This is a genomic window from Alcanivorax sp. 24 (genome assembly GCF_004360225.1).
GTDB lineage: Bacteria > Pseudomonadota > Gammaproteobacteria > Pseudomonadales > Alcanivoracaceae > Alloalcanivorax > Alloalcanivorax xiamenensis.
Genome location: NZ_SNUA01000009.1, coordinates 113,822 through 126,797 on the forward strand (window position 1 = coordinate 113,822; position 12,976 = coordinate 126,797).

A 12,976-nucleotide genomic window follows, 5' to 3' on the forward strand; every position below is an offset into this window, starting at 1 on the left:
TTGCCATCGGGGCCGACAGCATGCTGGATCTTCATTCCTGGCTGATTCTCACGGCGGTGTGTCTGCTCGGCGCGATGACGCCGGGCGCCAGTCTGGCGGTAGTGACCCGCCACACCGTGCTAAGCGGCGCGCGCGGCGGTGTCACCGCCGGCCTGGCCCATGCCGGTGGCATCGCCGTCTATGCCGCGGCCTCGGTGGCGGGGCTGGCGGCATTGCTGCACCGCTTTCCCTGGCTGGAAACCCTGATCTCGGCGGCCGGAGCGCTGTTCCTGCTGTGGTTGGCCTGGAAAAGCGGGCGCGCCGCCGCCGGACCCGCCCCCGAAGCCGAGGCACACACCACCCACGGTGCCGCCCGCGACGGTTTCCTCATCGCCTTGCTGAACCCCAAGGTGGCACTGTTCTTTCTGGCGTTGTTCAGCCAGTTCATCGAAGCGGATATGGGCACTCCGGCGCGACTCCAGATGGCCACCACCGCCGTGGTCATCGACGGCGCCTGGTACAGCCTGTTCGCCTTGGTCCTGGCGCGGGGACCGGCACCGGCCTGGCTGGCGCGTCACCACGATTGGCTGGAAAGAGGCACCGCGCTGATTCTGGCCGGGCTGGCCTTGGCGGTGCTGGCGCGAATTGTTTTATGACGTCGGAGGCCAGCCAATCGCGGCTCACGAGCCCGTGATAACCCACAATCCGCTGGCACGCTTACACGCAACACGCCAAACCCGTGGCCCGCTTGCACAGCCTTGCGGATATGAATTCGCGCCGTCTTCGCTGGCAAGCCAGCTTCCCACAGAAGGGCTACGAAGCCGCTGCGGGAAGATGTCCGGGCGGCGCTCCGCTTGGCAGCGAAGAACGTGTTGGCGTGCCAGCATGTTGCGTGTAAGCAGGCTCTTCCAATCTCAAACCTTGAACAGCACCCGGCTGAACCAGCTCTTCAGGTACGCGGTTTCCGGTATCGACGGGTGGATCGGATGGTCCGCCCCCTGTCCTTCGTAGCCGATCACCTGTAGACGCCGATCGATGTGGCGGGCGCTGGCGCGCACCACATCCAGCAGCTTCTCCGCCGGCAGCAGCATGGAACAGGACGCTGAGACAAAGTAACCGCCAGGTTTCACCAACCGCACCGCCAGCTCATTGATGGCATGATAACCGGCCAGACCGTTCTTGAAATCCTTGCGACGCTTGATGAAAGCGGGCGGATCCAGCACCACCAGATCGAACTTTTCGCCGTCGCTCACCAGTTGCTTCATGGCCATGGTGGCATCGCCTTCCAGAGTGCGCATTTTTTCCGCCACGCCGTTGCGCTCCGCGTTGGCGTGCACGAAGTCCAGCGCCGTGGTGGAGCTGTCCACGCAAGTCACTTCCTCGGCTCCGGCCACCGCCGCCTGCACGCCCCAGCCACCACAATAGGAAAACACATCCAGTACCCGGGCTCCCTTCGCCAGCGGCGCCATCCGTGCCCGGGCGGCACGGTGATCGAAAAACCAGCCGGTTTTCTGCCCTTCTTCCAGCGGCGCCTGAAAGTCCACGCCATTCTCCCGCAGTGATAAGACCGCCGGCAATTGACCCTTCTCCGCCCGCACATGAATAGGCAGGTCCTCCAGCGCGCGCACGCTGGCGTCGTTTTTGACAACGATACAGGCCGGATCCAGCACCGCGTCCAGGGCTTCCACCACACGTTTCAGATACGCTTCCATGCCGGCGGTGCCGCATTGCACCACCAGAGTGTCGCCGAAACGGTCCACCACCAGGCCGGGCAGACCATCAGCCTCGCCGTAAATCAATCGATAAAAGGGCTCATCGAACAGGGTCTCGCGCATCGCCAGGGCTTCAGCAATGCGCTTCTTGAAGAAACTCTTACTGGGTTCCTGACGGGCATCACGGCTGTACAAGCGCGCGGCGATCAGGGAATTGGGACTCAGCAACGCCCTGCCCAACACCTTGCCACGATGGTCTTCCACCATGCAGGCGCCACCGGCGGGCAGACTTTTCAGCGGTTGCTCGCGGGTATCGATTTCATTGGCGTAAATCCATTCGTGCCCGGCCTTGAGCCGGCGTTCCTCGTTTTTCTTCAACCGGATCACCGGGGTCGATTCACTCATGACAGCACCTTACAGACAATGGACCGGAAATCAGTCTTGCGAACGGGGTTTGCGCTTGAGGGTGGCGTGGCCGCCCTTGAGTTCCTGGGCAGCGGGTTTTACCGTACGGCGAGCATCGGCGCTTTTCTTCGCGCCTTTCGCCGCTTTCGCTCCTTTCACGCCGCTTTTGGCGGCGGCCTTGCGCTTCAGCTTTTTGCTTTTGCTGCCCACCGCACGACCATCGGCGCGCCGTTTCTTCGGCCCCTGATAGTGCGCCCTGAGGGGCTCGATGATACGAAACTCGAACTGCTGGCCGAGATAACGCTGGATGCTCGCCATCAGATTCCATTCGCTGGCGCTCACCAACGACACCGCCAGCCCCTCGCCACCAAGCCGGCCGGTGCGGCCAATACGATGGACATAATCGTCACCGCTGCGCGGCATGTCGAAGTTGATCACCAGATCGAGACCGGACACATCCAGGCCCCGGGCGGCCACATCGGTGGCCACCAGGATATCCACATCGCCATTGCGTAACCGGTCCATGGCCTGCTTGCGTTCTTTCTGCGCTTTTTCGCCGTGCAACACATAAACCTTGTTGCGTGCGGTGGCGCGCAACACCCCGCCAAGGCGATCCGCCTGCACCCGGGTATTGGTGAACACCATGGCCTTGGCATAGGTTTCATGGGCCAGCAGCCATTGTGTCAGGCGCTCCTTGTGCGCCGCGTCGTCGGCGGTAATCACCTGCTGGCGAATGCCGTGGTGGATTTCACGGACGGTGTGCAACGCCAGAACCCGGGATTCACGCAGCACGCCGCGCACCAGGCGCTCCATGTTGGCGTCCCCCGGGGTGGCGGAGAACAGCCAGGTATGACGCTGTTCCGGACAGGCCGCGGCCAGACGGCTGACATCCTCGCCAAAGCCCAGATCAAGCATGCGGTCGGCTTCGTCGATCACCAGCACCGCCAGATCCGCCAAAGCCAGATTGCCCGCTTCCAGATGTTCCAACAGGCGCCCTGGCGTACCCACCAGAATTTCCGGGTTCTTGCGAATGCGGGCCGCCTGGACTTTGAAATCCTCACCGCCGGTAACCACCTCGGACTGGATGAAGGTGAACCCCGCCAGCGCCTGCACCTGTTTCCGCAACTGGCTGGCCAGTTCCCGGGTGGGGGATAGAATCAGGGCCCGAGTACCGGACAGCGGCTTGGGTTCCAGCAGCAGATGCTGCAGCAAAGGCAGCGCGAAGGCCGCGGTCTTGCCACTACCGGTGCGGGCGGTGACACGCAGGTCGTGTCCGGCCAGCGCCTGCGGAATCGCCTCGCGCTGCACTTCCGTGGGCGTCTCCATAGAGCACGCCTCTATCCCTTTAAGCAGGCGCTCATGCAGCCCTAATTCGGCGAACCCCGTCATGCCATTCTCTCCTCGTATCGTTACCCGCCCGCGAGCGGTCGGGCCAAGAGGCGTAGTGTAACGGATTTGCGCCCGCTTTAAGGGGGTTTTGCCGCGTCCGGGAGTACACCTCCCGCCAACGCCGGATTTTCCCGGTGGTCGGCGCTACAATGAGCGGGATTGGCGAGCCCCGACCCCCTCGGGGCATGACGAAGGCTTGTGTATAGAGGGAACCGGCATAGCCATGAGGTGGTGGGTCAAAAGCGCTCCGGAGCAGACCGGTTTTGATGGTCTGGACGCGGTGTTTCAACTCCAGGGGCAAGTGGTCTCCGACGGCCCCATGGGAGATGTGGTGCGCCTGCGCCGTGGGGAGCGAACCTTCTTCGTCAAACGGTACCGCAACGGCGGCGGCCATCTGCACAACTGGGTGGGCACACCGCGAGTACAACGGGAATGGCGCAACCTGGACCTGTTCCGCCAGTGGGGGCTACCGGTACCGGACGTGGTTGGCGCCGGTTTCCGCCGCCGGCGGGGTCGTTTTCATCAGGGGGCCCTGATCACCGTGGGTATCCCCGACAGCACCGATCTGGCCACCCTGGCCCGTTCAGGCGCCGGCTGCCTGAGGGACCCGGCCTGGGTGGCCACGGTGTCCGATCAGGTCGCCGACGGCCTGCGTGTCATGCACGACCACGGCTTCTGTCACGGCGACATGAAGTGGCGCAACATACTGGTCAGCGGTAACCCACCCAGGGTGTTCTTCATCGATTGCCCCGCCGGTCGCTTCTGGTCCGGCCCGTTTCTGCGTTACCGCGTGATCAAGGATCTCGCCTGCCTGGACAAAGTCGCCAAGCACACCCTCAGCCGGACACAACGCCTGCGCTTTTATCTGCGCTACAGCGGCCGCCCCCGGCTCAATGACGCGGACCGCCGCCGAATCCGCAAGGTGCTACGGTTCTTCCAGGGGCGGGAATAAGCGCCATTCGCAGCGAAAAAGACAGCTTCCCACAGACAGAACCACGGAGTCACCGTGGGAAGCGGCCTTGGCCACGAATGCCCCGGGCGGTTGGCCATTCGCTTGCAAGCAAGCTTCCCACAGCGGCCTCGTAGCAACCTCCGGTTTCATGTCTCCAAGGGCCGATGGTCCGTGGCCGGCGCCCCTTTTCGCCCCTCGATTCATCGACCATCAAACCAACCAGTATGCCCGCCACCGCCAGTTGGGCTACACTCAAAGACCATCAATATGGCAAGCACCTTGATCCGTTCGCCCTGGCCGCGGACGACGACCGGGGTGCTGATCGAGCACGAATAACAACATCAGACCATTCCGAGGCCACCATGCCGTTTTTCCGCCGCCGCCCGCCCTTCGCCTTGATGGTGATTAACGGGGCTTTATGCACTATCGCCATCCTGGTATTCGCGCGCCTCAGCTATGGCCTGGTGCTGCCAGCCATGCGCGACGGGCTGGGCCTGAGCAACGCTCAGGCGGCGAACCTGAGCACGGTGAACGCCCTCGGTTATCTGCTGCTGGTGATGGTGGCCGGCGTGTTCGCCGCGCGTTTCGGCGGCAAGACTTCGGTGGTACTCGGACTCATGCTGGTGACCGGCGGCTTCTTCGGCCTCGCCCACGCCAGTGACTTCGTGCCGATCCTGCTGTTGATGCTGGTATTGGGCATGGGCACGGCCTTCGGCTACACCCCTTTGATCTCGCTGCTGGCCAACACTTTCCCGCACCGACGTGGCGCGGTGATCGGCTTCGCCAACAGCGGCGTGGGATTGGGCATGCTGCTGGTTGGCCTGATCGTACCGGCCATGACCGAACGCAGCGCCGAACAGGGGTGGCGCGATGTCTGGCTGCTGTTCGCCTCCGGCGGGCTGGCGGTGCTGGTCATGTCAGTGCTGATTCTGCGTAATCCACTGGACCATGCGAGTACGGCCAGACCCAAGCTTCGCGCCAAGGATCTGCCGGTGTTCCGCAATCCCCATGTGATCACGGTGGGGCTGGTGTACGGCGTACAGGGCCTTACTTATATCGTGCAGACCACGTTCATGTACAGCTACGCCCTGGAGTCGGGCGTGCCGGCGCTGACCACCGGTCATCTGGTGTCGATGATGGGCATCATGTCGGTGTTCACCGGTCCGCTGTGGGGTGGCCTGGCCGACCGGCTGGGCTATTCCAACAGTCTGGTGCTGGCGATGACATTGTCGCTGGTGGGTACCGCCCTGCCGGTACTGTGGCCGATACAACCCATGTTCGTTGCCCATTTCCTGATTCTGGGCCTGTGCATCTCCGGCCTGTTCACCTCCATCCTGGCCGCTTCCACGGAAACCGTGGCGCCCCATCAGGCCGCCGTGGCGGTGAGTTTCGTCACCCTGTTCTATGCCGTCGGCCAGTTGATCGGCCCCGCCGCCGCCTCGCTGATCATTGAATGGAGCGGCGGCTTTCGAGCCACTTTCGCCGCCACCTCGGTGGTGTTGGCCCTTGGTGTCTACCTGGGCCACCGCAGCCGCCGTTACCAGCGGCCCGCCCGGGAAACCTGTGCCGGACTGGCCGACTGACTCCGGTCACCTGGATCCGGTTATTCGCCGGGGATCGCCGACGGGTCCATCCAGAACGCTTCCCAGACATGGCCGTCCGGGTCCGCCAGGTTGCGGTTGTACATGAACCCCAGGTCCTGGACCGGATTGATATCGGCGGTGCCGCCATGGGCGGCGGCGGCGTCGTTCATCGCGTCCACTTCCTCATGACTATCAAGGCTGAGCGCCAGCATCACTTCACTGGCGGTGGCGGGCGGAATCGGCCGTTGAGTGAAAGTGCGCCACTTGTCATGGGTGAGCAACATGACGTGAATCGACTCACTCCAGACCATGCATGCGGCGGTGTCGTCGGTGAAGTGCGGATTGTTCTCGAAACCAAGCGCGGTATAAAACGCCATGGACGCCTGCGGATCCGTGACGGGCAGATTGACAAAAATCATCCTGGACATAATCGGAACCTCTCAAGGTGGTGATCGAAAAGACGGCCAGCGCCGCCGTTTCCCGCTAGTCGTACCACGTCCCCGGATTTCGACAAAAGAGTCCAATCGTTACCCAAGCGGTTCTTCACGATGCTTTCGTGGTCCACCACGAGCGCTGTATTCGCGAGCAAGCTCGGCTCCCACAAAGCGGGCCACGAAGCCGCTGTGGGAGCCGAGCTTGCTCGCGAATCAACCTGCAGCCGTGGTCAATCGAACAGGGTGCCGTTATCCGGTCCGCCGCCTTCCAGTGCCAACAGTCGGGCTTTGCGGTCGACACCGCCGGCATAGCCGGTCAGGCTGCCGTTCGCACCCAGCACCCGGTGGCAGGGAATGATCACCGAGCAGGGGTTGCGACCCACGGCGGCCCCCACCGCCCGTACCGCCCGGGGCCGCCCGAGCCGGTGCGCCAATTCGCCATAGGTGGTGGTGTCACCGCAGCGGATTTCCCCCAGGGCCCGCCAGACCTGGCACTGAAACTCGGTCCCGCGCGGCGCCAGCGGCAAATCGAAATCGCGGCGCTCCCCGCCGAAGTAGGCGCGCACCTGCTCGGCGGCGGTCAACAGCAGGGGATGCGCCGGATTGTGCCGCCAGGGTCGCGGGTCGGGATGGTATTTCTGTCCTTCGAACCAGGCGCCCACCAGCGCGTCGTCTTCCGCCGCCAGCAACAGCGCGCCCAGGGACGTGGGTAAAGCGTGATATTCAATCATGGGGTCTCGTTCTCCCTGCCACCGAGCCAAAGATGCATCACCGCATAAGCGCGCCACGGACGCCAGGCCTCCGCCCGCCGTCTCACTGTCACCGCTGAAGTTTCCCCCAACGCCTTGAGCACGCCAAGGTCGGCGGCGGGAAAGGCATCCGGCCAGGACAGCGCCCGCATCGCCAGATACTGGGCGGTCCAGTCACCGATGCCAGGCAGGGCCTTGAGCTGGGTCAGGGTGCGCTCCACATCCGCCGCCGGCGACAGCAGCATGGGATCCTCGGCGCAGGCAGTGGCCAGCGCCTGGATCGCTTTCACCCGGGCCCGGATGATGCCCAGCAACCCCAGCGTCTCCGCCTCGGCGGCGGCCACCACGGCGGCTTCCGGGAAGGTAGTGGTGAGATCCTCGAACGGCGTGTCCAGCGGCTCTCCCAGTGATGCCGCCACCCGGCCGGCCAGGGTGCGCGCCGCCTTGACCGTGATCTGCTGCCCCAGCACCGCGCGCACCGCTGCTTCGAAGCCATCAAAAGCGCCGGGCACCCGCAGCCCCGGCCGTGCCGCCGCCAACAGCCCCAGCCGTTCCGCCACCAGCGACGGTTGGGCATCCAGATCGAACAGTCGGCGCAAGCGCACCAACACTTCCGGCACCACCGGTGCCAGGGATTCGGAAAGGGTCACCGTGAGCCCGTTACGCGGCCCCGGCGCCACGGTCAGCCAGCCACGATGCACCCGGTCGCCGCGCCGGACCAGTGCGGTGCGCCGGTATTGCCCCTGCTCCATGCCTTCCACTCCGGGGATCGCCCGGGCGGCAAGAAAATCGCGCAACGCTTCCCAATCAAAAGGCGGCCGATAGCTCAAATGAAAGACCAATTCACCGTCGCCGGGGCGGCGTCTCGACGCGGCCCGTCGCCATGCGGAGGGCGGCTGGCCATAGCGTCCCCGGAACAGAGTGTTGAAACGCCGCAGACTGTTGAAGCCGGCGGCCAGCGCCACTTCGGTGATGGTCAGACCGGTGTCGCGCAACAGGCGCCGGGCCAGCAGCAGGCGCCGGGTTTGCGCGTATTCCACCGGTGCCACGCCGAATTCGGCGTGGAACACCCGGCGCAAATGGCGATCGGTGACGCCGAGCCGTTCGGCCAGAGCCGCCAGCGATTCCGTATCGCCCGCGCCGAGGTCCAGATATTCCGCCGCCTGTCTGGCCAGGCGCCTGTTCGCGTCGACACTGGCATCGCCCGGGGCCAACTCCGGCCGGCAACGAAGACAAGGACGATAGCCCTCGGATTCCGCCGCCGCCGCACTGGCGAAAAAGCGACAGTTCTCTCGCTTGGGCAGACGCGCCGGACACACCGGCCGACAGTACACGCCGGTGGAGGACACCGCCACGAAAAAGCGCCCGTCGAAACGAACATCGCGGGTACGCAGAGCCTGATAACACTGATCATCGTCAATCCACATGGCATCGATCATACCCCGCCGCAGCGTCCGCTACTCGCCCTTTTCGGACCTCGAGATTTTTGTTTTTTATTCAGAAAAACTAAATTCCAAAATGACACCAAAAGAAAGAAACTCTCTTTTTTGAAAGAACAGCAATCCAATTTTTCTCAAGCATTCCACATAGGCAAACTAAATCATGAGTGCGGTTCTGCCGTTACTGGCCCTACGCGCCTTTACTGAAATTGGACGCCATGGCAGCGTCAAGCGCGCCGCCGGGGTGATGGGTTAGAGCCTGTTCACGATCTTTACGCCGCCGCGCCGGAGTTCATTTTATCGTCAGGTCGTGATTCCGATTGTGCGGTGTAGTCATTCTACATAAACAAGCGTAATCGCGGCCTGGCGGTAAAAGGGGCCCGGCCCTTCGGGTTGCGCTGGAAAAGCCGCCAGACGACGCCCCGGCCTTTGACTTTGGAACCACCAAAGCCTGCAGTCCGCGACGCCGCCTGGCGGCTTTTCCAGCAGCAACGCGGTGGCGTAAAGATCGTGAACAGGCTCTTACACCCGGCGCGGTCAGTCAGCAACTGAAACAGCTCGAAGAGCGGATCGGGGCCCCTCTGTTTATCCGAACCCGCCAGGGCATGCAGCTCACCGAAGCCGGCGAACAGGTTTATCCCGCCCTGCTCCAGGCCTTCGAACAGATCGAACGCAGCCTGGGCAGCCTGGGCAGCCTGGAAGCCCGGAACGCCCGGCAAACACTGACCGTGAGCACCACGCCGTCCTTTGCCGCCTCCTGGCTGGTGCCCCGTCTCGGCCGCTTCACCGAGCGTCACCCGGATATCGATGTTCGCGTGGAGGCCTCATCCGATCTGATCCACTTTCAGCGCGACCGGGTGGACGTGGCGATCCGTCACGGCCTGGGCGATTACCCCGGGCTGGCATGCCAGCGCCTGATGGCGTCGGTGCTGGTGCCGGTGGCCAGCCCCGCCCTGTTGGCCCGGGGACCACTGATCCAGGAACCCGCCGACTGTCTGGCCTTCCCATTACTGCAAAACAGCAACCGGGCGGACTGGGTGCTGTGGCTGAAAGCACTGGGGGTGAGCGAACCGACCCACGCCGACCGGGGGCCCGCATTCAATGACGAGCTGCTGCTGATCCGGGCGGCGGAGGCCGGGCAGGGTCTCGCTTTGATCCGGGATGTGCATGCCCGGGCGGAAATCGATGCCGGCCGGCTGGTGCTGGCTCTGGATCAGCCCTGGCCATCGGACTTCGCCTATTATCTGGTGTGGCCTGCTTCCGTGCAGGAAAAACCGGCCATGACACTCTTCAGAGAATGGCTGGAGCAGGAGGCGTCGTACGGTGAGGTTTGATCACAACAAGCTCCGCTGTGGCAACGCTCGCTCCAGCTCAAGCAAAGCCAACTTGCGTTCGATTCCGCCAGCGTAGCCGGTAAGACTGCCGTCGGCTCCAATCACCCGATGACAAGGGACGATAATGGCGATCGGATTGACGGCATTGGCACGGCCAATAGCCCGCGCCGAAGTGGGCCGGGACAACCGCGTTGCCAGCTCGCCATAAGAGATGGTGGTGCCATAGGGCACCCGCCGCAAATGACGCCAGGCCTCTTGCAGAAAAGCGTTGCCGTGGGGCGCCAGTGGCAGGTCGAAATCCGTCAGTTGCTCAGCGAAATAAGCGTCCAGCTGCTCCGCCACGTGACGGACGGCCGCCGCGTCCTGAACATAGGACAGGCCGCGCCAGTGCACGCTGGCCGGATGGTGTTGCCCATCAACGAACTCCAGGCGCACCAGAGCACCCTGCTCATCAACCAGGGCGATCATCGACCCCAGCGGCGTGGTTAGCACATCAGCCCTGTACGTCATACCTGGTCACCCTGGAGCCTGTTCTTGATATTGAATAAGGGGCACGGCCCGGTGGCCGGCGCGGGCAACATCACGCCACGCCGCACCGCCGGCCGCCGCGCCACGGCATCATGCCAGCGTGTTAAATGACGATGGCGCTCAAATCCAAACCCGCAAATCACGGCGATGTGCGTCCAACCCAAAGTGACGATATCGGCGATGGAGTAGTTGTCGCCAGCAAGGAAGGCCCGGCTGCTCAAATGCCGGTCCAGTGTGGCGAAAGCTTCCTCGCTCAAGCTTCGGTAACGATCAACAACATCGCGCGACAGGGTCGGCGCGAACAACTCGAAATACACACGCTGCCCCAGTATCCGCCCCATGCTGGCGGAATGAAACTGCAACCACTTGATCGCTTCCCAACGCGCCGTCAACGGCTCCCACGGCAGGCGCCCGGCTTTTTCGCCAGATACAACAGGATCGCCGAAGACTCGAAAAGCGTCACCCCGGTCTGATCATCGCGCAGGACGGGAATCCGGCCATGAGGGTTCATCAACAGAAAAGGCGATGGGGGAGGAATCCGTGAACACAGTGATCATGGGCCAACCTCGCTTATCTGTCAGGAAAGTCAGAGTCGCAAGGTAGCCAGGACACGGGCCCGGGAAAAACGATATGTGCTGAGCTCAGGATATAGAAAGGCTAAAGCGGTCCGTAGGCCACGGATATCCCACCGTTGCGCCGATTCACTGCCAAAGCAGCTTCCCACAGAGAGAATGCTACGGGGCCGCTGTGGGAAGCTGCCTTGGCAGCGAATCGTGTCTCAGCGGGGTGCACGGAAATGGCGCCACAGCCACATCAGCACACCGATCAGCAACAGCGCCCCCAACACATAAAATTCATAACGCTTCAGATGGCCAAGCAACCCTTCCAGCAAGGTACCGAAATGGAAGGCGGCGCCGCCCAGCGCCGTTGCCCAGATCGCGGCGCCCAGGGCGTTGAAAAACAGATAGCGGCGCGGCGGATAACCAGACAGGCCAATCACCACCGGCATCACCGTACGCAGACCATAGACGAAACGGAAACCGAGCACCCACAGATCCGGATGGCGCCGCACCAGCCCCAGGGCTTTTTCCCCCGCTGCTTCCCAGCGCGCCTTACGTCGCAACAACCGCCGGCCATGATGGCGCCCGAGCAGAAACCAGAGCTGATCGCCGCAAAAAGCACCGGCGAAAGCAGTGAATATCACCAGATCCAGACGCAGATAGTCATGGAACGCCAGGAACCCCGCCAGCACCAGTATTGTCTCGCCTTCCAGGAAGGTCCCCACGAACAGGGCGGGATAGCCGAAGTGTTCCAGGAATTGTTGAAGCATGGCGAAGACCGGCGGGAGGAAGCCGGCAGCCTAACCCGATTGCCCACATCGCACAATGAATGACATGCCTTCCGGAAAAGCACCAAAACGGACCGAACCTGACGCACCACAATGGCGCCATACTTTCGGACCGGACCTGGGGCACCACTACCATCAAAACAACAAATCCCTTTTACATCAAATAGTTAACAATTTCCCCGCTCTCCTGGTGCGGTTCTTGCTGATCCTTTCCATAGCAATAGAACGACGCTTTTAAAGGCTTTCCGCAAACATCGATGATCCAGAGAGTGCGACCATGTCTTACCTAGTACCTTCCGAGTTCGTGACAAAAATGGTGGATGCCGGTGAATCGAAGATTTACATGGCGACCCGCGACACTTTGATCCGTGCCTACATGGCCGGCGCCATCCTCGCCCTGGCGGCGGCCATGGCGGTAACCATCACGGTACAAACCGGCAACCCCCTGATCGGGGCCCTGCTGTTTCCCGTCGGCTTCTGCATGCTCTATCTGATGGGATTCGACCTTCTCACCGGTGTCTTCATGCTGACGCCGCTGGCGTTGCTGGATCGGCGGCCGGGGGTGACCACCAACCGCGTGCTGAAGAACTGGGGGCTGGTATTCCTCGGCAATTTCGCCGGCGCGCTGACGGTGGCGTTCATGATGTCGTTCATTCTGACCTACGGTTTCAACACCGAGCCGGGGGCGGTGGGCGAAAAGCTGGCGGCCATTGGTGAGTCCCGTACTCTGGGCTATGCCGAATATGGCCTGGCCGGCTGGATCACCATTTTCATTCGCGGCATGCTGTGCAACTGGATGGTGTCCATGGGCGTGGTCGGCGCCATGGTTTCCACCACCGTATCCGGCAAGGTGATCGCCATGTGGATGCCGATTTTCCTGTTCTTCTACATGGGCTTCGAGCACTCGGTGGTGAACATGTTCCTGTTCCCCTGTGCCATGCTGATGGGCGGTGATTTCTCGGTGGCGGACTATTTTATCTGGAATGAGATCCCCACCGCGCTGGGCAACCTGGTGGGTGGTCTCGCCTTCACCGGTCTGACTCTCTACACCACCCACGTGCGCACCGCGCCGAAACGGTCCCTGTAATCCAGGGAACAACAACCGACAGGACCGCGCCCCGGCA

14 protein-coding genes are annotated in these 12,976 nt (G+C 62.8%); 5 read left to right on the forward strand and 9 right to left on the reverse strand.

The features are described from left to right. Window positions 1-20: 20 nt before the first annotated feature. Window positions 21-635: a LysE family translocator gene (locus E0L37_RS13505; RefSeq protein WP_133492246.1), complete on the forward strand. Its 615-nt coding sequence runs from the start codon at window positions 21-23 to the stop codon at window positions 633-635. A gap of 258 nt (window positions 636-893) precedes the next feature. On the opposite strand, the gene E0L37_RS13510 is transcribed toward E0L37_RS13505, so the two are convergent. Together E0L37_RS13510 and E0L37_RS13515 are read right to left on the reverse strand one after the other, a co-directional pair. Further along, the gene (locus tag E0L37_RS13510; protein WP_133492247.1) at window positions 894-2,096 is read right to left on the reverse strand and encodes a class I SAM-dependent rRNA methyltransferase; all 1,203 of its coding nucleotides are present in this window, start codon (window positions 2,094-2,096) and stop codon (window positions 894-896) included. 30 nt (window positions 2,097-2,126) lie between these two features. Next, a complete protein-coding gene (locus tag E0L37_RS13515) occupies window positions 2,127-3,485 on the reverse strand; it encodes a DEAD/DEAH box helicase (protein WP_133492248.1) in 1,359 nt (452 codons plus the stop codon). A 223-nt stretch (window positions 3,486-3,708) separates the two neighbouring features. On the opposite strand from E0L37_RS13515, the gene E0L37_RS13520 reads away from it, so the two are divergent. Then, the gene (locus E0L37_RS13520) at window positions 3,709-4,437 is read left to right on the forward strand and encodes a lipopolysaccharide kinase InaA family protein (protein ID WP_133492249.1); all 729 of its coding nucleotides are present in this window, start codon (window positions 3,709-3,711) and stop codon (window positions 4,435-4,437) included. A 362-nt stretch (window positions 4,438-4,799) separates the two neighbouring features. After that, entirely contained in the window at window positions 4,800-6,020 is a 1,221-nt protein-coding gene (locus E0L37_RS13525) for an MFS transporter (protein ID WP_240687473.1), read from the forward strand. 20 nt (window positions 6,021-6,040) lie between these two features. Here E0L37_RS13525 and E0L37_RS13530 read toward each other — a convergent pair whose 3' ends face one another. The 3 genes from E0L37_RS13530 to alkA form a co-directional block, all read right to left on the reverse strand. Further along, on the reverse strand, window positions 6,041-6,448 hold the full coding sequence (locus E0L37_RS13530; RefSeq protein ID WP_133492251.1) for a VOC family protein: 408 nt from the start codon (window positions 6,446-6,448) through the stop codon (window positions 6,041-6,043). 236 nt (window positions 6,449-6,684) lie between these two features. Continuing rightward, complete coding sequence (locus tag E0L37_RS13535) at window positions 6,685-7,185, reverse strand: methylated-DNA--[protein]-cysteine S-methyltransferase (RefSeq protein ID WP_133492252.1); 501 nt, start codon at window positions 7,183-7,185, stop codon at window positions 6,685-6,687. Further along, window positions 7,182-8,630 carry a DNA-3-methyladenine glycosylase 2 gene (alkA, locus tag E0L37_RS13540; protein WP_240687474.1) on the reverse strand — a complete coding sequence of 483 codons (1,449 nt, stop codon included), beginning with the start codon at window positions 8,628-8,630 and terminating at the stop codon, window positions 7,182-7,184. The genes E0L37_RS13535 and alkA overlap by 4 nt, the downstream gene beginning before the upstream one ends. Window positions 8,631-9,112: 482 nt before the next feature. On the opposite strand from alkA, the gene E0L37_RS13550 reads away from it, so the two are divergent. Further along, complete coding sequence (locus E0L37_RS13550) at window positions 9,113-9,976, forward strand: LysR substrate-binding domain-containing protein (protein WP_255433154.1); 864 nt, start codon at window positions 9,113-9,115, stop codon at window positions 9,974-9,976. On the opposite strand, the gene E0L37_RS13555 is transcribed toward E0L37_RS13550, so the two are convergent. From E0L37_RS13555 to E0L37_RS13565, 4 genes are all read right to left on the reverse strand, one after another. Next, complete coding sequence (locus tag E0L37_RS13555) at window positions 9,977-10,486, reverse strand: methylated-DNA--[protein]-cysteine S-methyltransferase (protein WP_133492254.1); 510 nt, start codon at window positions 10,484-10,486, stop codon at window positions 9,977-9,979. Next, window positions 10,483-10,896 carry a glutathione binding-like protein gene (locus E0L37_RS13560; protein ID WP_201303817.1) on the reverse strand — a complete coding sequence of 138 codons (414 nt, stop codon included), beginning with the start codon at window positions 10,894-10,896 and terminating at the stop codon, window positions 10,483-10,485. The genes E0L37_RS13555 and E0L37_RS13560 overlap by 4 nt, the downstream gene beginning before the upstream one ends. Next, window positions 10,893-11,015 (reverse strand): glutathione S-transferase N-terminal domain-containing protein, encoded by a 123-nt coding sequence (locus tag E0L37_RS21920; RefSeq protein ID WP_370450540.1) that lies wholly within the window; start codon window positions 11,013-11,015, stop codon window positions 10,893-10,895. Before E0L37_RS21920 ends, E0L37_RS13560 begins: the two co-directional genes overlap by 4 nt. Before the next feature lie 267 nt (window positions 11,016-11,282). Further along, window positions 11,283-11,834: a DedA family protein gene (locus E0L37_RS13565; protein ID WP_133492255.1), complete on the reverse strand. Its 552-nt coding sequence runs from the start codon at window positions 11,832-11,834 to the stop codon at window positions 11,283-11,285. 295 nt (window positions 11,835-12,129) lie between these two features. Between E0L37_RS13565 and E0L37_RS13570 the strand changes: the two genes are divergently transcribed. Next, complete coding sequence (locus tag E0L37_RS13570; RefSeq protein ID WP_133492256.1) at window positions 12,130-12,939, forward strand: formate/nitrite transporter family protein; 810 nt, start codon at window positions 12,130-12,132, stop codon at window positions 12,937-12,939. Window positions 12,940-12,976 lie beyond the last annotated feature (37 nt).